The organism is Paraburkholderia sp. PAMB 6770 (assembly GCF_057748135.1).
The window spans coordinates 698216-714048 of record NZ_CM173239.1 but is presented as its reverse complement, the minus strand read 5'-3'; the positions used below and the strand labels follow the sequence as shown (position 1 = coordinate 714048).

At 71.0% G+C, this 15833-nt stretch carries 17 protein-coding genes; 1 reads left to right on the top strand and 16 read right to left on the bottom strand.

The genetic code is table 11. The features are described from left to right. Positions 1-4 precede the first annotated feature (4 nt). From AC3AP7_RS20655 to AC3AP7_RS20625, 7 genes are all read right to left on the bottom strand, one after another. Positions 5-250, bottom strand: a complete 246-nt coding sequence (locus tag AC3AP7_RS20655) for a F0F1 ATP synthase subunit C (protein WP_487364422.1) — start codon at positions 248-250, stop codon at positions 5-7. After that, on the bottom strand, positions 247-948 hold the full coding sequence (locus AC3AP7_RS20650) for a F0F1 ATP synthase subunit A (RefSeq protein ID WP_487364421.1): 702 nt from the start codon (positions 946-948) through the stop codon (positions 247-249). Before AC3AP7_RS20650 ends, AC3AP7_RS20655 begins: the two co-directional genes overlap by 4 nt. Next, positions 945-1241, bottom strand: a complete 297-nt coding sequence (locus AC3AP7_RS20645) for an N-ATPase subunit AtpR (RefSeq protein ID WP_487364420.1) — start codon at positions 1239-1241, stop codon at positions 945-947. Before AC3AP7_RS20645 ends, AC3AP7_RS20650 begins: the two co-directional genes overlap by 4 nt. Continuing rightward, positions 1234-1689, bottom strand: a complete 456-nt coding sequence (locus tag AC3AP7_RS20640) for an AtpZ/AtpI family protein (protein WP_487364419.1) — start codon at positions 1687-1689, stop codon at positions 1234-1236. Before AC3AP7_RS20640 ends, AC3AP7_RS20645 begins: the two co-directional genes overlap by 8 nt. Further along, the gene (locus AC3AP7_RS20635; protein ID WP_487364418.1) at positions 1686-2147 is read right to left on the bottom strand and encodes a F0F1 ATP synthase subunit epsilon; all 462 of its coding nucleotides are present in this window, start codon (positions 2145-2147) and stop codon (positions 1686-1688) included. Before AC3AP7_RS20635 ends, AC3AP7_RS20640 begins: the two co-directional genes overlap by 4 nt. 15 nt (positions 2148-2162) lie before the next feature. Then, a complete protein-coding gene (gene atpD / locus AC3AP7_RS20630; protein ID WP_487364417.1) occupies positions 2163-3623 on the bottom strand; it encodes a F0F1 ATP synthase subunit beta in 1461 nt (486 codons plus the stop codon). Positions 3624-3765: 142 nt separating this feature from the next. After that, positions 3766-4224: a hypothetical protein gene (locus AC3AP7_RS20625; RefSeq protein WP_487364416.1), complete on the bottom strand. Its 459-nt coding sequence runs from the start codon at positions 4222-4224 to the stop codon at positions 3766-3768. Between the two features lie 264 nt (positions 4225-4488). Between AC3AP7_RS20625 and AC3AP7_RS20620 the strand changes: the two genes are divergently transcribed. Next, a complete protein-coding gene (locus AC3AP7_RS20620; RefSeq protein ID WP_487364415.1) occupies positions 4489-5607 on the top strand; it encodes a PAS domain-containing sensor histidine kinase in 1119 nt (372 codons plus the stop codon). A gap of 13 nt (positions 5608-5620) precedes the next feature. On the opposite strand, the gene AC3AP7_RS20615 is transcribed toward AC3AP7_RS20620, so the two are convergent. From AC3AP7_RS20615 to AC3AP7_RS20575, 9 genes are all read right to left on the bottom strand, one after another. Next, on the bottom strand, positions 5621-7456 hold the full coding sequence (locus AC3AP7_RS20615) for a PHA/PHB synthase family protein (RefSeq protein WP_487364414.1): 1836 nt from the start codon (positions 7454-7456) through the stop codon (positions 5621-5623). 58 nt (positions 7457-7514) lie between these two features. Further along, a complete protein-coding gene (locus AC3AP7_RS20610) occupies positions 7515-7982 on the bottom strand; it encodes a universal stress protein (RefSeq protein ID WP_487364413.1) in 468 nt (155 codons plus the stop codon). 100 nt (positions 7983-8082) lie between these two features. Further along, complete coding sequence (locus AC3AP7_RS20605) at positions 8083-9744, bottom strand: glycosyltransferase family 9 protein (protein ID WP_487364412.1); 1662 nt, start codon at positions 9742-9744, stop codon at positions 8083-8085. A 90-nt stretch (positions 9745-9834) separates the two neighbouring features. Continuing rightward, positions 9835-10083, bottom strand: a complete 249-nt coding sequence (locus tag AC3AP7_RS20600; RefSeq protein ID WP_487364411.1) for a hypothetical protein — start codon at positions 10081-10083, stop codon at positions 9835-9837. Positions 10084-10261: 178 nt separating this feature from the next. Further along, a complete protein-coding gene (locus AC3AP7_RS20595) occupies positions 10262-12616 on the bottom strand; it encodes a putative bifunctional diguanylate cyclase/phosphodiesterase (RefSeq protein WP_487364410.1) in 2355 nt (784 codons plus the stop codon). A gap of 271 nt (positions 12617-12887) precedes the next feature. After that, positions 12888-13814 (bottom strand): zinc-binding dehydrogenase, encoded by a 927-nt coding sequence (locus AC3AP7_RS20590; RefSeq protein ID WP_488324861.1) that lies wholly within the window; start codon positions 13812-13814, stop codon positions 12888-12890. Positions 13815-13907: 93 nt separating this feature from the next. Then, entirely contained in the window at positions 13908-14594 is a 687-nt protein-coding gene (locus tag AC3AP7_RS20585) for a type 1 glutamine amidotransferase domain-containing protein (RefSeq protein ID WP_487364408.1), read from the bottom strand. A 63-nt stretch (positions 14595-14657) separates the two neighbouring features. Beyond that, entirely contained in the window at positions 14658-15248 is a 591-nt protein-coding gene (locus AC3AP7_RS20580; RefSeq protein ID WP_487364407.1) for a TetR/AcrR family transcriptional regulator, read from the bottom strand. 287 nt (positions 15249-15535) lie between these two features. After that, positions 15536-15796, bottom strand: a complete 261-nt coding sequence (locus AC3AP7_RS20575) for a DUF6723 family protein (protein WP_487364406.1) — start codon at positions 15794-15796, stop codon at positions 15536-15538. Positions 15797-15833 lie beyond the last annotated feature (37 nt).

Genomic DNA, 15833 nt, shown 5'->3' with positions numbered 1-15833 from the left:
CGCCTCACCTGACGAACGGGTTCGCGAACAGCAGCAACAGCGCGACGACGAGGCAATAGATCGCCATCGTCTCGATCATCGCGAGGCCGACGAACAGCGTGCGCGAGACCGTGCCGGCCGCGTCCGGCTGCCGCGCGATCGCATCCATCGCGGCGGCTACCGCGCGCCCTTCCGCGAGCGCCGGCCCGATTGCGCCGAACGATACGGCCAGCGCAGCGGCCGCGAGACTGACGAGTTCGATTGCGTTCATGAGTGTTTTCCGTGTCGAGGGATAGCCGGCGCGCGCGCGTCGCCGACGGCGGCGCCGACGAACACCATCGCGAGCACCGCGAAGATATAGGCCTGCACCGTGCCGGTGAGCAGATCGAGCGCCATCAGCGGGATCGGCACCAGCAGACCGGCGAGCGACAGCACGATGCCGACCACGAAGACGCCGCTCATCACGTTGCCGAACAGCCGCACGACCAGCGAAAACGTGCGCGTCAGCTGCTCGACGACGTTCAGCGGGATCATCAGCCACGTCGGTTCGGCGAACGTCGCGAGGTAGCCCGCGACGCCGCGCGTGCGCACGCCGTAGTAGACGGTTGCGGCGAGCACGATCAGCGCGAGCGCGGCATCGGTTTCGAGGTGCGCGGTCGGCGGCTCGATGCCGGGCACGAGCGACGACCCGTTCGCGCACAGCACGAACACGAACAGCGTGCCGATCAAAGGCCGGTACGGCGCCGGGTCCGCGCACGACATCGTGTCGCGGATCTGCTGGTCGAGCGTCGTGACGAGCAGTTCGAGCGCCGTCTGCGTTTTCGACGGCGCGAGCGACAGCCGCCGCGTGAGCAGCGCGGACAGCGCGACGAGCAGCACCATCAGCCCCCACGTGACGACCACCGGCGACGTGATCGCGAGCGGGCCGACGTGCAGCAGCGGCGCGGTGGCGAGCGGCGAGCGCATCATCGTGCGAGCGGCGGTTGCGTCACCGCGTGCGCGGCGCGCCGCAGCGCGACCGTGCGCGCCAGCAGGAACGCCGCGAGCGCGGCCACGAGCGCGGCCGCGCCGTGATGCGCGAGCGCGTAGAACAGCGCGCCCGCCGCCGCGAGCCGCAGCGCCTGCAGCGCGCCAGCCGCGGCCACGCGGCCCTCGGCGAAGAGCCGCGCGTTCGCGCGCAGCGTCGCGAACCACGCCGCGCCCGCGCCGAGACCCAGCGCAAAGCCCGCGCCTGCCCGCAGCCAGAAGAGAGGGTCAGTCATCGTGTCGCCGCTCCTGTCGATGCATCCATTTCCATGCGCCCCACAATCCCGCCGCTGCGCCGAGCATCAGCAGCGGCGCGGAGAAGAACACCCGCGTGCCGAACAGCCGGTCGAGTCCCCGCCCGATCACGAGGCCGAGCAGCGTCGGCAGCACGATGGTCCAGCCGAGCACCCCGATCTGCCCGAGCCGAGCCGCGAGCGACGGTTCCGGCTGCGCGCGGCCGAGCGCGTCGCGCTGCGCCGCGCGGCGCGCCGCCTCGGCCAGCGGATTCGGCGCCATGCCGGGCGCGGGCCGCGTGCCTGGTGCGCCCGCTTGCGGCGGCTGCGGCTGCGATGCGGGTGCTGCCTGTGCCGCTGCCGCTGCCTGTGCCGCTGCCGGCATCCGCGCCGCCCCATCGGCCGGCGCGGCTGCGGACGGCGGCGATTCGCGCGGCGCGGGCACGGTCATGGCGCGGCGCCCCCCGGCGGCGCCGCGCCGGGGCCGTCCGCGCGCGACGACGCGCGCAGATAGCGAATCATTTCGCGCACGGCATGCGCATGCAGCCGCACCTGGTCGACCCGCGCGCGACGCCGCGCGTCCTGTTGCAGCGCGCGCACCCGCTCGACCTCGGCTTCGAGCGCGGCCAGCGACGCGCCGACAATCGCTTCGCCGCATGCGAGCGATACCGTCGTGCCGTGGGTGACCATCAGCACGCCGCCGTCGACTGCGCAGTAGCCCGGCGTGGCATCGGCGCGCACCCAGCGCACCACGGACGGCGCGAGCAGCGTCACGAAGTCCGCATGACCGGCGCGGATCCCGAACCCGCCGCTTTCGTCCTCCGCGCGCAACGACGCAATCGCGCGCTCGTCCACGCACACCTGCAGCGGCGTGGCGATCGTCAGCGCGAGCGCGGGGCGGTTCGTCATCGCGCGCGCCTCCGGTCACGCACGCGCGGGCACCGCGCGCGTCGCGGCGTCGCGCGTCGCGGCTTCTTTTGCGCGTGCTTCGTCCAGCGTGCCTACCATGTAGAGCGCGCTTTCCTGCCACGTATCGCACTCGCCCGCGAGAATCGCGCGGCAGCCGGCGAGCGTGTCGTCGATGCTCACCGAGCGTCCCGGCTGGCCGGAAAACGCCTCGGTCACCGCGAACGGCTGCGTGAGAAAGCGCTCGAGACGGCGCGCGCGCAGCACCTGCGTGCGATCCTCGGCGCCGAGCTCCTCGATGCCGAGCAGCGCGATCACGTCCTGCAGCGCGCGGCGATGCGCGATCAGCCGCCGCACTTCGTTCGCAATCGCCGCATGCGCGTCGCCGACGATCGCCGCGTCGAGCAGCACCGACGTCGACGCGATCGGATCGATCGCCGGATACATGCCTTCGGCGGCCATCGCGCGCGACAGCACGACCATGCTGTCGACGTGCGCGGCAATCGTCGTGACCGCGGGATCGGTGAAATCGTCGGCCGGCACGTAGACCGCTTCGATCGCAGTCACCGACACGTCGCCGAGCGACGCGATGCGCTCCTGCAATGCGGCCACCTCGCTCGCGAGCGTCGGCTGATAGCCGACGCGCGACGGCATGCGGCCGAGCGAGCCCGATACTTCGGCGCCCGCCTGCACGAAGCGAAAGATGTTGTCCATCAGCAGCAGCACGTTCTGGCCGCGTTCGTCGCGAAAGTGCTCGGCCACCGTGAGCGCGGTGAGCGGCACGCGCCAGCGCGCCCCCGGCGGCTCGTTCATCTGCCCGTACACCAGCACGGTCTTCGCGAGCACGCCGGAATCGCGCATATCGACGAGCATCTCGTGCCCTTCGCGCGAACGCTCGCCGACACCGGCGAAAACCGCGATCCCGCGATAGCGCTCGACCATCGCATGAATCAGCTCCATCACGAGCACCGTCTTGCCGACGCCCGCGCCGCCGAACATCGCCGCTTTGCCGCCCTGCGCCAGCGGCGCGAGCAGATCGATCGCCTTGATGCCGGTCGAGAACAGCCGCGTCGCGCCGGCCTGGCTCGCGAGCGGCGGCGCCGCGCGATGGATCGGCCGGCGCGGCGTGCCGGCCGGCAACGGCGCGCCGCCGTCGCGCATCGCGCCCAGCACGTCGAGCAGACGGCCGAGCACCGCATCGCCCACCGGCACCGCGACCGGTGCACCGCTCGCCCGCACCGGTTCGCCGCGCGCGAGGCCGGCGGTCGATTGCAGCGCGATGCCGCGCACGCGCGTCGCGTCGAGGTGTGCCTGCACCTCGACGACGATCGGCGCCTCCGCGTCCGGGCGCACCAGCAACGCCTCGTTGAGCGCCGGCAGCGGCGGCGCGGCGAACGCGACGTCGACCACCGCGCCGCGCACCGCGCACACGCGCCCGCCACCCGCATCCGCGGGTGCGGCGGCAACGGCACGCGACATTCCGGAAGAGGCGCAAACGGGATTCATTCCGCCGAGGATAGCGGCGCGCGCCCGCGATCCGCTGATCCTGATCAAACGCATCGCCGATCGCGACCGCGCCCGCGCGGATTGCTCACCGGGCCAGCATGGATTGCTCGCCGCGCTAGCCCGGATCGCGCACTGCGTCGCGAAACGCGCGCTCCGCGCGGCGGATCTGCGCCGCGCAGGCCGTATAGATCCAGCCTGCCTCGCCGTCCGTGTCGTACATGCCGCGGCACATCCCTTTCAGGCGGATCGTCGTCACGCCGTCCGGCGTGGTGCTGCGCTCCGCCCAGAACCACGCGACGCCGTAGCGATGCGGCATGCCGGTCTCGATGCTGTGCGCGTTCATGCGGCGGATCGCGGTCGGCGAATGCAGCTCGACATAAAGCCGCGCACGGTTCCAGACCAGCGCGCAGGTGTCCGCATCGACGCAGTGCACGGCCGCCTGTTCGCGCGCCGCTTCCAGCTGCGTCTCGCTGCGCCGGAACTCGGCCGGCCCCGGTTCGAGCATGCAGCCGGCGAGTCCAAGAGCGGCCAGCGCGCTCAGGATTCGCGTGCCGGCACGCGCTTTCGCGTTCATCGTGGGGTTCCTCGCGACGCAGGATAAAGACGGCGACGGCCGCGTCATCACACGCACCGCACGCGACGCCGATTCGCTGCCCGACACCGTCATGCCCCATTGTCGGGGGCTGCCGCGCATGTCCGTTGATCTGTCTCAACGTGCTGCGCACGGACACAGCGGCGCGACGCGCGGGCAGAGGCGTATCATCGGCGTTGAGGCGTGCGCGGGGTGTGCGCGCCGGCCACGCGACACTGCGCGGTGCCGCCCCCTCGAGATTCCATCGTGAGTCAGGACAACGACGACGACGGCCTGCATGGCCCGATCGCGGCATTCGCGCCGCAAGCGCGCTATCGGCTGCTGCTCGACGCGATCGAGGCGATCCGCGACTACGCGATCTTCATGCTCGAACCGGACGAACGCGTCGCGACGTGGAACGCCGGTGCGCAGCGCATCAAGGGCTACGCGGCGGACGACATCATCGGCCGGCACTTCTCGGTGTTCTACACGCCTGCGGATCGGGCCACCGGCAAGCCGGCGCGCGCGCTCGCGCGCGCCGCCGCGCAGGGCCGCTTCGAGGACGAAGGCTGGCGCCTGCGCAGCGACGGCACGCGATTCTGGGCAAACGTGACGATCACCGCGGTACGCGACGTCGCGGGCACCCTGCGCGGCTACCTGAAGGTCACGCGCGACATGACCGAGCGCGAGCGCCTGAACGAACTGCAGCACGCCGACGAGGTGGCGCTGCGTATCCAGCACGCGCGCGAGAGCGAGCAAAAGCGCATTGCGCGCGAGCTTCACGACGATCTGGGGCAGCAGCTGAGCGCGATGAAGATGGAGGTGTCGCGACTCGCCACCGGCCTTGCCGACCCCGCCGGCGACCCGGCGCAGGGGCTTGCCCACACGCGCAGCCTGCAGCAGCAGATCGACAGCATGATGGACGCGCTGCGGCGCATCGCCGCCGACCTGCGGCCGCCGATGCTCGACGACCTCGGCCTCGAAGCCGCGCTCGAAGGGCTGGCCGACGCGTATCGCAGCCGCTATGGACTCGACATCCGTGCGCATTTCGACACGCACGGGCTGATATTCGAGCCCGGTGCGGCCACCGCGATCTTCCGGATGGTGCAGGAAGCGCTGACCAACGTCGTGCGCCATGCGCAAGCGACCCGGGTGAGCCTGCGCATGACGCTCGACGGCGCCGCCTGCCGCATCCATATCGACGACAACGGGCGGGGCGCGGCATCGCAGGCTCAGCGCGCGAGCGGCACGCTCGGGCTCGTCGGCATGCGCGAGCGCGCGCGGCAGCTGAACGGCATGCTGCGGGTCGACAGCCTGCCCGGGCACGGCTTTCACATCGAGATCGAGCTGCCGCTCGCGCACCTCGTCGGCGACAGCGCGCGATAGCGCACGGCGCGGCTCACGGCTCCAGCACGTAGTCGCCCGGCGCATCGGCGAGCGCCTCGCCGGGCACGCGCGCGGCCTGCTGCGCCGACGAATGCGCGTGCAACCATGTGCTCCAGCAGGGCCACCACGATCCGTCGGTGACGGCCGCGCGCCCGGAAAATTCATCAGGACTACGATAGGATTCGTCCTGTTCCCGCGTCGCACAGCGATAATGGCGTCCCGCGTGACCGGGCTCCGAGACGATCCCGGCATTATGGCCGCCCGACGTCAGCACGAACGTCAGCGGATTGTGCGTGAACAGATGCAGCTTGTAGACGGAGCGCCACGGCGACACGTGATCGCGCTCGGTGCCCACCACGAACGCCGGCATAGCGATGTCGCCGAGCGCGACAGGCCGGCCGTCGACGCAGTAGCGCCCCTCGGCGAGGTCGTTGTGCAGGAACAGCCGCGTCAGGTACTCGCTGTGCATCCGGTACGGCATGCGTGTCGTGTCGGCGTTCCAGGCCATCAGGTCGCTCGGCTTCGAGCGCCGTCCGAGCAGGTATTCGCTCATCATCCGCGACCAGATCAGGTCGCGCGCGTTCAGCAACTGGAACGCGGCGGCCATCTGCGCGCCGTCGAGATAGCCCTGGCGCCACATCAGCGCGTCGAGCGCGGAGAGCTCGCTCGCGTCGATGAACAGCCCGAGCTCGCCGGGCTCGCTGAAGTCGGTCTGCGCCGCCAGCAGGCTCAGCGTGCGCAGCCCGGACGCGCGGCCATCGCGCGCGAGCGCCGCGGCGCCGATGGCGAGCAGCGTCCCGCCGAGGCAATAGCCGACCGCATGCACCGGCGCGTCGCAGCGCGCGCGCACCTGGGCGAGCGGCTCGAAAAAGCCCTGCCGCAGATAATCGTCGAGCCCCAGGTCGCGTTCGTCCGCGCCCGGATTGTGCCACGAGATCGCAAACACCGTGAAGCCGGCGTCGACCAGATAGCGGATCAGCGAGTCGTGCGGCTGCAGATCGAGAATGTAGTACTTCATGATCCACGACGGCACGATCAGCACCGGTTCGCGCGCGACCTGCGGGGTGGCGGGCGCGTATTGCAGCAGCTCGCACAAGGCGTTGCGCCAGACCACCTTGCCGGGCGTGATCGCGACGTCGCGCCCCGGGCGCCATCGCGTCCCGCGCGGCGGGCGCCCGCCGCGCAGACGCGCACCGGCGTCGAGCAGGTCGTCGGCCCAGTGCTGCAGGCCCGCGACGAAGTTCAGGCCGCCGCTGCGCCAGGCCGCTTCGATGACGAGCGGATTGGTCGCGATGAAATTGCCCGGCGAGCACGCGTCGATCCATTGCCGTGCGACGAAGCCGGCGAGCGCCTCATGGTGGGGATCGACGCCGGGCACCCCGGTGGTCGCGTCGCGCCACCAGGCTTCGCTGCGCAAGAACGCATCACGGTAGAGCCGGTACGGCCACTGGGCCCACTGCGGCGCGCTGAAGCGCGGATCGTCGGCGAGCGCCTGCGCAGGCGGCACGCCGGCAGCCGGCAGCGCACCGCCTGCGGCGCCAAGCCATGCTTGCCGCGCGAGATCGAGGCACTTGCCGGGCGCGACCGCGAGATGCGCGCACCAGTCGAGGCCGGCGAGCGTCATCGACGCAGGCGACAGGCCGCCCGTCAGCGCCGCCCATGCCGCATGGGCGGCGCGGTCGAGCGCATTGCCCTGCGCCGCCCCGGCCGGCCCGCAGTTGTCCGGTGCGGCGGAGGCAGTGGCGGAGCGCGCGGCGGATCGCGGACGGGGCGCCGTCGGCGGCGGGTTCGCGGCCCGCGAAGACGCGGCTGCGCTGTCGCGCAGCGCGGAAGAAGACGTCGGGCGCATGGTCGGGGGTTCGGGTGATCGGTGGAAGAATGGCGGCGCGCACAGCCCCGGAATGCGTTCAGGCCGGCGCGCCCGGTTCGTCCGGCGCGTAGCGCACCAGCAGCACCGGCCGGTCGGCGACGCGCAGCACCGATTCCGCGACGCTGCCGAGCAGCGCGCGACGCAGGCCGCGCCGCCCGTGGGTGCCCATCACGATCACCTCCGCCTCGGTCTCGACGGCCGCGCGCATCAGCACCTCGCCGACGCTCTCGCCATAGGCGTCGAGCGCGCGCACGCTGCCCGCCACATGGCGGTCGCGGAACAGCTGCTGTGCCTCCTCGAGCGCCGCGTTGGCCGCTTCGGCAGCGGCGGTCGGCCGCACGTCCTCGCCGAACACGGTGCCGACGTCCACGTGCTGCGCCGGCCCTTCGATCACGCAAACGGCCACCACGCTGCCGCCCGACGCCTGCGCAAGCTTCATCGCTTCGTCGAGCGCGAGCCGCGCGCAGCGGCTGCCGTCGACGGCAGCCAGAATTCTCTGGTACATGACGCCTCTCCTCGCGGCCGTGGCCGGTCGTGCCGCGCCCCGATGAAGGCGCGTGCGCCGTTACTGTGACGCGCGCGCGGCCGCGCACGCTTGACGGAGATCAAACGCGCGTCTGGGCGCGGCGGTGCGCGAGCGCGCGCAGGTCGTGCGCGAGCGCGGCCATCACCGGATCCCACTCGGCGAAGCGGGTCTGCCGGTACAGCGTCACGTCGGGATACCAGCGGCTATCGGTCGAACCGAGGTGCCAGGGCCAGTGCGGATTCACGTCGAGCAGCACCCATGTGCGCTGCCCGAGCGCGCCGCTCAGATGCGCGGCGGACGTGCACACGCTGATGACCAGATCGAGCGCGCCGATCAGCGCAGCCGTGTCGTCGAACGTGTGCAGTTCGCGCGTCAGATCCACCATCTCGAAGCCGCCCGCGCGCGCAGCGGCGACGTCGTCCCCCGCGCCCGGCTGCAGCGAGTGGAACACGACACCGGGAATATCGCGCAACGCGGCTGCATAGCGCGCGAGCCCGACGCTGCGAAACGGGTTGCGCTGATGGGAGGCGCTCCCCGTCCACACGAGCCCGACCCGCAGCGGGCGCGCGTTGCCGTCGTGCGCGGCGAGGCGCGCGCGCCATGCTTCGCGCGCCGCGGTGTCGGCGTGCAGGTACGGGACGGTCTCGGACAGCGTCGCGTCGCCGCTGCCGAGCTGCAATGGAATGCTCATCAACGGAAGCGCGTAATCCGCCGCGGGCAGTGTTTCGACACCGCCGCCCACGCTGTATTCGTCCACATGCATCCCGAGACTGCGCGACAGCAGCGCCCCCATTTGCGGAAAGCTGTTCCAGACGAGACGCCCGCCTTCGCGATGCACGCGCCCAGCCAGCGCCGGCACGTAGCGGCAAAACTGCAGCAGATCGCCCATCCCCTGCTCGCCCCACAGCAGCAGCGTCTTGCCCGCGAGCGGCTCGCCCTGCCAGCGCGGGCACGGCAGCGCGGGCCACGCGTCGCGCAACTCGGTCGAGCCGCCCCAGCGCGCTTCGTAGCCCGGCCAGCCGGCCGCGAGATCGCCACCGAGCAGATCGAGCAGCGCGGCATTGAAGCGGTACGAGGGCGCCTCGGGAGCGAGCGCGCACGCGCGCGCGAGACATTGGCGCGCATCGTCCCAGCGCTGCGCTTCCTTGAACGCCGATGCCGCATTGTTCAGCGCCAGCAGATTGTCGGGCGCGAGCGACAGCGCGTGCGCGGCGGCCCGCAGCGCACCGTCGAGATGCTTGCGGCGCAGATGCGACACGACCAGGTTGATCCACGGCTGGACGTCGTCCGGATCGTCGAGCGATGCGGCTTCGAACAGCGCGTGCTCCTCGTCCGGATCGCCGCCCGCGAGCCGCAACGCGACGGCGAGGTTGTTCTTCAGCGACGGCCACGAGGGCGCGCACGCCAGCATGCGCCGGTACGGTCCGATGGCCTCGGCGTGACGGCCGGCCATCTGCAGCGCGTAGCCGCTGCAAAAGAGCAGCCGCAGCGAATCCGGCCATAGCGCGTGGGCGAGCCCGGCGAGCGCGAGCGCATCGTTCGCGCGCCCCTGCGCGACGAGCGCGAAGATCAGGTCGCCCAGCGACGTTTCGTCCACGCGCTGCAGAAGCGCGGCCGCTTCGAGCCAGAGTTGCCGGACTTCGTCGCGGCCGGCGTGCTGCGCATCGAGCGCGCGCTGCAACATCGCGACAAAGGCGGGAAAAGGGAAATCCGGCAAACCGGACGAAGTGGGAGCGGACATGAACGACGCGGCGGCAGCGAGCCTTCACCGGGAATCAACAGGTCTCCATACTACCGCAGCACCCGTGCGCGTCTTCGGACTTCGTATGGATCAGCCGCCGGGCCACAGCGACCGCTCGCTTTCGAGCAGTGCGCGAAGCTCGCGCGCGTCGGGACGCGTGCCCCAGTTGCGCGCGCCGGCCACGCTCGCAATCGCGATCCACGAGTTGGGCGGAAACCACTCGCGAACCGTGTTTTCGCCGTGCAGAATACGCAGCCGGCCGGTCTGCGGGCAATAGTCGGCGCTGATCGCCGTCCCCTCCAGGCGGGCGGTGACGACCGGATGTCGCGTGTGCTGCATCGTACTCTCCTGCAATCCGTAAGCCCGACGCGCGGCGCAACGCAGGCTGCATTGCACCGCCGGTGGCCGGAGTCTACGGAGCGCATCCGGTGACAGGTGAAACGGAACTGCGAGATCGGTAACACGACGTTAGCGTCCGGCGCCTGCCTACAGGACGCTTACCGGGCCCCCGGCGCGCTCAGACGCCCGCATACCCCGGCACGCGCTCGCCGAGCGCATGCTGCAGCATCGCCGGCGGCTGCGGCCGGCACAGGAAGAAGCCCTGCACGAAGTCGCATTTCACGCCGCGCAGGATATCGAGCTCGCGCGCCTCCTCGACGCCTTCCGCCACCACTTCGATGCCGAGCCGCCGCGCGAGGTCGATGACCCCTTCGACGATCGTCTGCGTCGCCTTGTCGCTGGTCAGCTTCGCGGTGAACGAACGGTCGATCTTCAGCGTGTCCGGCGCGAAATCCGCGAGGTACTTCAGCGTGGAATGACCGGTGCCGAAGTCGTCGATTGCGATGCGCACGCCGAGCGCCTTCAGCGCCGCAATCACCTTTTGCGCGTGCGACGGATTCTCCATCAACGCGGTCTCGGTCAGCTCGATTTCGAGCCGGGCCGCCGGCACGCCGAATGCGGCAAGCGCACGCTCGACCTCGCGCACGATCGAGTCGCCGCGCAACTGGCGCGCCGACACGTTGACCGAGATGCCCAGTTGCAACGCACCGCCGCGGCGCCATTCGGCAAGCTGCGCGAGCGCGCTGTTCAGCACCCACGCCCCGACTTCGGCAATGAAGCCGGTCTCTTCGAGGATCGGCACGAACGCGCCCGGCGCGATCAGGCCGCGCCGCGGATGGTTCCAGCGCACCAGCGCCTCCGCGCGATGGACCGACAGCGTGCGCGGCTCGTGGATCGTCTGGTAATGCAGCAGGAACTGCCCGGTCGCGAGCGCCCGCGGCACATCGCGCTCCAGCTCGAAGTCGCCGATCGTCGCCGCCGCCTCCTTGCCGGCGAACATGTAGCCGTTGCGGCCGGCTTTCTTCGCCGCGTACATCGCGACGTCCGCACTGGTGAGCAGCGCCTCGTGGTTCGTGCCATGCTCCGGCGACAGCGAGATGCCGATCGACGCGGTGACGAAGGCCCCCACCCGTTCCGCGCGGCCGCAGCGCGCGAGCTGCGCGAGCAGCCGCTGCGCGAAGAGTTCGAGCCGCTGGCGCAGCGCGTCGCCGTCGATCAGCGCCGCGAACTCGTCGCCGCCCAGCCGCGCGATATACGCATCGGACGGCAGCGCGCCACGGATCACGTCGGCCACGTCGCGCAGCAGGTGGTCGGCGGCGACGTGCCCGAGCGTATCGTTGAGCACCTTGAAGCGGTCGAGATCGACGAACATCAGGCCGAACGGCGCACGCGCCGCGCAGCGCGCCTCGATCTCGCGAAACAGCGCGGCGCGGTTCGCGAGGCCGGTCAGCGAGTCGGTGAACGCAAGCCGGTCGAGTGTCGCGAGGCGCTCCTGCTCGGCCGTAACATCCTCAGTTGTCCCGATGATCCGGATCACCCGGCCCGCGTCGTCGCGCACCGGGTAGCCGGTGCTGCGCAGCCAGCGGATCGAGCCGTCACGCTTTCTGATCCGGTATTGCGCCCGCCCTTCGGTCGATTCGCGCACGATCCGCGCCATCTCGTCGCGCAGTGCGCCGACGTCCTCGTCGAGCACCAGTTCGAGCCATGCGTCCGGGTTGTCTTTCAGTTCCCGCACGTCGAAGCCGAATACCTTCGAAAAGCTCGCGCTTACGTAATGGAAGAATTCGAAGTTCGCGCTGTATGCATAAAACACGAGCGGCATGTGCGCTTCCATCTCCGACATCAGCTCGCTCTTCTTCTGCAGCTGTGCGAGCAGGTCCGCGTGCTGCGTGACGTCGCGCGACGCGCCCAGCACCGCAATGACGCGCCCCGTTGCGTCGGTCAGCGGCGCAAGCCGCGTGTCCCACCATTTCGGGCAACCGCGCATGGACGGTGCGACGCCGCGAAACGCGCCGCGCGCGCCCGCAAGCGCGGCGGCGAACGCGCGCTGCGCGGCCTGCGCGTGCTCGCCCTGCCAGAAGCCGAGCCAGTCCGCGTCGGCGAGCTCGGCGGGCGTGCGCGCCTCCATCAGATGCGCGCCGTACTCCGAGACATGCAGCATCCGTCCGTTGATGCCGATCAGCTTCATGCACTCGCGATTCGTGTCGAGCAGCGCGCTGGCAAGCGCGGTCGCCGCCGCGCAACCCGCCCGGGCGGCAAGCGCGCGGCGATAGACCAGTGCGGCGCACAGGGCGCCGGCCACGGCGGCTGCGCCCAGCCCGGCGACGCTACGCGGAGCGCCGGCGAGCGCGCGCACCGCCAGCGCGCACAGCGACGCCGCGCCGAGGCCGGCGAGCAGCGCCACCAGTGCGCAGACGGGCGAGAGGCGCTGATGGCCGCGATACCACGCGACAAAATCGGCGAGAAACGCCTGGTTGCGCGGAGTGCCGCGTTCACGAGGCGGACGGGGTACGCGTGACGTTTTCAATGGCATGCCGGGTTGATCAGGCGTGTTGGCGACGCATCCGCGCAAAGCGAAGCAGCGATCGCGGCAACAGGCCGCGATCCACTTCCGTACCCGCGTTTACGGCATGAACCCGGTGAAATTGAGGCTCGATGCACCGCACGCGCGCGAGGCACGGCGGCGCTCATCGGCACAACAGCGACGGCGATTCGTCAGACATGACGTGGGGCGAGGCCGCCGCACGCGCGCGAGGCGCGCACACGCACACACCCCCACGCGCGCACATGCAGCGGCAGCGGTCTCAGAAGCGCAGCAGGATCTTGCCCTGACGACCGGGCTTGTCGCTCGCGGCAACGGCCTGCGCGACCTCGCTCACGTCGAATACCGCGTCGACCGGCAGCCGCAGCGCGCCCGACGTGACGAGCCGCAGCAATTCGCCGGTCATGCGCGCGCGCTCGGCCGCGGACATCTGCGCCGCCACCCGGTTGGCCCAGAAGCCCTTGACGGTGGCGTGCCGGAAGATCGCATCGCCCGAGCTCAGCCGCATCGGTTCGCCGGACATCGCGCCGAACGACACGAGCACGCCGTCGTCGCCAAGCAGACCGAACAGATCGCCGCTCGCATCGCCGCCGATCGAGTCGACCGCCGCGACCAGCGGCGCCTCGCCATGCAGCGCGCGCACGCGGTCCTTCCAGCCGCGCGCCGCACTCGACACGGCGTTCGCCATGCCCAGCGCGGCCAGTTCCGCGACGCCTTCGTCGCGCCGCACCACGTTGATCGCGTGCAGGCCGCGCGCTTGCGCCAACGTCGCGACCATCTTGCCGACCGCGCCGTTCGCGGCGTTCTGGATGAACCACTGCCCCGGCTTCAGGTTGAGGAAATCGAGCAGCATGATCGCGCTCAACGGCATCGCGAGCAGCTGGCAGCCGGTTTCGTCGCTGATCGCATCGGGCAGCGGCACCACCGATGCCGCCGGCGCAAGCGCATACGCCGCCCATGCGCCGCGCACGCCGACCACGGCCACGCGCTGGCCGGGCTGCAGATTCGCGACGCCTTCGCCGAGCGCATCGATCACGCCCGCAAGCTCGCTGCCCGCGATCGCGGGCAACGTCGGCTTGTAGCCGTACTGGCCGCGTATCGTCGACAGATCGTGGTTGTGAATCGGCGCGAGCACGGTTCTGATGCGCACCTGCCCGGGACCGGGAACCGGCAGCGGTGTCTCGGCCATCGTCATGACCTCGGCGGGCGGGCCGAATGTGGTATGGATCGCACTACGCAAGCGTCACCTCCGGAAACGGATGAACGGAATGAAGGCGCGCGCCTAGTGCCGCGCGCCCAGCAGGTGCAGCAGCGCGCGCGCCGCTTCGTCCGACGACGCCGGATTCTGCCCCGTGACCAGCAGGCCGTCGGTCACGACGTGCGCCTGCCAGTCCGCGCCCTTGCTGTAATGCGCGCCGAGCCGCGCGAATTCGTCTTCGATCAGGAACGGCACCACCTCGGTCAGTTGCACCGCGGCTTCCTCGCTGTTCGAGAATCCCGTGACCTGGCGGCCCTGCACGAACGGGCGGCCGTCCCCGGCCTTCACGTTGCGCAGCACGCCGGGCGCATGGCAGACGAAGCCGGTCGGCTTGTCCGCGCGGCTGAATGCGCCGATCAGCGCGATCGATTCCGGGCTGTTCGCGAGATCCCAGAGCGGACCGTGGCCGCCCGGGTAGAACACGGCATCGAAATCGTCGGCACGCACCGCGGCAAGCGCCGTGGTATGCGCCAGCGCGGCCTGCGCCTGCGCGTCGCGCCGAAAGCGCTCCGTTGCGGGCGTTTGCGCATCCGGCGCGTCGCTCTTCGGGTCGAGCGGCGGCTGACCGCCCGCGGGCGACGCGAGCACGACCGTTGCGCCCGCATCGACAAACGTGTAATAGGGCGCGGCGAATTCCTCGAGCCAGAAACCGGTCTTCTTGCCGGTATCGCCGAGGCGATCGTGCGAAGTCAACACCATCAGGATCTTCATGTGCATCCTCCTTCGGACAAAGCAGTTATGCGGCAGTGCGCGGACGCGGCGGCGGCACGCCCCTCAGGGCGTGCGCAGCATCTGCCGGGTCACGTCCATCGCGTGGGCGAACGGGCTCGGGTCGCGGCGCAGCTTCGCGACGAGCGCCGCGCCGAGCCACAGCTGATACAGCGTCTGCGCAAGCCCGCGGGCGTCGGGCACGGGCAGCAGCGAACCGTCATGGACCCCTGCTTCGAGCATCGCCGCAATGCGCGCGACGAGCCGCTCGACGCCGTCGCGCAGCACGACGCGCATCTCGTCGGACAGGTCGGCCACCTCGGCGCCGAGCTTGACGACGAGGCACCCCTGGCCGTTCTCGTCGTCGAGCTGCTCCGTCTGCCATGCATGCCAGTAGCGCAGCAGACGCTCGCGGGCGCAAGTGCCGTCGTCGCGGAACAGCGCATCGAGGCGCGCGCCGTAGTCGGACACGTAGCGTTCGAGCAGCGCGCGTCCGTACTGCTCCTTCGAGCCGAAGTAGTGATAGAACGAGCCCTTGGGCACCTGCGCGGCCTTCAGGATCTCGCTGAGGCCGACGGCGACGAAGCCGCGCCGCACGACCAGCGCGTGCCCGGCGTCGAGGATGTGGCGGCGAATCTGCGGATGGCTGGCTCTCATGACGGGGCCCATTCTGCTTGAAAGTAGACCGGTCGTCTAGTAAACGGGGACGACGTTATTGCGCGGGGTCGCCGGGGTCGCCGGGGTCGCCGGGGTCGCCGGGGTCGCCGGGGTCGCCGGGGTCGCCGGGGTCGCCGGGGTCGCCGGGGTCGCCGGGGTCGCCGGGGTCGCCGGGGTCGCCGGGGTCGCCGGGGTCGCCGGGGTCGCCGGGGTCGCCGGGGTCGCCGGGGTCGCCGGGGTTGCCGGGGTCGCCGGCAGTCCAGCGCGCCTGCGCCGCGGTTGTCGCGCTACAGCTCGGGACGCGCGAGATCGGCTGCGACGATGTGCTCGCCGAACACCTGTGCCGCCGCCAGCGCTTCGTTGCGGGTCGGATGCGGGCCCAGTGCGGGCGCGCCGTCGAACGGGAACAGTTGCCGGCCATCCGTCTTGCGGATCACGCGCAACACGCCGAAAAAGCGCCGGTAACCCGCGAGACGCGCGTCGGCAAACACGTCGAAATCGGCTTCGGACCGGGCGGGGACACGGGGAATAAAGGCAGACTGGCTCATACGTCGATGCGGTTGCGGGCGCGCGCTCCATGCGCCG

Bases quoted from the DNA above. Each gene is read 5' to 3' on its own strand.
- AC3AP7_RS20655 (WP_487364422.1), bottom strand. From the start codon at position 250: ATGAACGCAATCGAACTCGTCAGTCTCGCGGCCGCTGCGCTGGCCGTA.
- AC3AP7_RS20650 (WP_487364421.1), bottom strand. From the start codon at position 948: ATGATGCGCTCGCCGCTCGCCACCGCGCCGCTGCTGCACGTCGGCCCG.
- AC3AP7_RS20645 (WP_487364420.1), bottom strand. From the start codon at position 1,241: ATGACTGACCCTCTCTTCTGGCTGCGGGCAGGCGCGGGCTTTGCGCTG.
- AC3AP7_RS20640 (WP_487364419.1), bottom strand. From the start codon at position 1,689: ATGACCGTGCCCGCGCCGCGCGAATCGCCGCCGTCCGCAGCCGCGCCG.
- AC3AP7_RS20635 (WP_487364418.1), bottom strand. From the start codon at position 2,147: ATGACGAACCGCCCCGCGCTCGCGCTGACGATCGCCACGCCGCTGCAG.
- atpD (WP_487364417.1), bottom strand. From the start codon at position 3,623: ATGTCGCGTGCCGTTGCCGCCGCACCCGCGGATGCGGGTGGCGGGCGC.
- AC3AP7_RS20625 (WP_487364416.1), bottom strand. From the start codon at position 4,224: ATGAACGCGAAAGCGCGTGCCGGCACGCGAATCCTGAGCGCGCTGGCC.
- AC3AP7_RS20615 (WP_487364414.1), bottom strand. From the start codon at position 7,456: ATGCGCCCGACGTCTTCTTCCGCGCTGCGCGACAGCGCAGCCGCGTCT.
- AC3AP7_RS20610 (WP_487364413.1), bottom strand. From the start codon at position 7,982: ATGTACCAGAGAATTCTGGCTGCCGTCGACGGCAGCCGCTGCGCGCGG.
- AC3AP7_RS20605 (WP_487364412.1), bottom strand. From the start codon at position 9,744: ATGTCCGCTCCCACTTCGTCCGGTTTGCCGGATTTCCCTTTTCCCGCC.
- AC3AP7_RS20600 (WP_487364411.1), bottom strand. From the start codon at position 10,083: ATGCAGCACACGCGACATCCGGTCGTCACCGCCCGCCTGGAGGGGACG.
- AC3AP7_RS20595 (WP_487364410.1), bottom strand. From the start codon at position 12,616: ATGCCATTGAAAACGTCACGCGTACCCCGTCCGCCTCGTGAACGCGGC.
- AC3AP7_RS20590 (WP_488324861.1), bottom strand. From the start codon at position 13,814: ATGGCCGAGACACCGCTGCCGGTTCCCGGTCCCGGGCAGGTGCGCATC.
- AC3AP7_RS20585 (WP_487364408.1), bottom strand. From the start codon at position 14,594: ATGAAGATCCTGATGGTGTTGACTTCGCACGATCGCCTCGGCGATACC.
- AC3AP7_RS20580 (WP_487364407.1), bottom strand. From the start codon at position 15,248: ATGAGAGCCAGCCATCCGCAGATTCGCCGCCACATCCTCGACGCCGGG.
- AC3AP7_RS20575 (WP_487364406.1), bottom strand. From the start codon at position 15,796: ATGAGCCAGTCTGCCTTTATTCCCCGTGTCCCCGCCCGGTCCGAAGCC.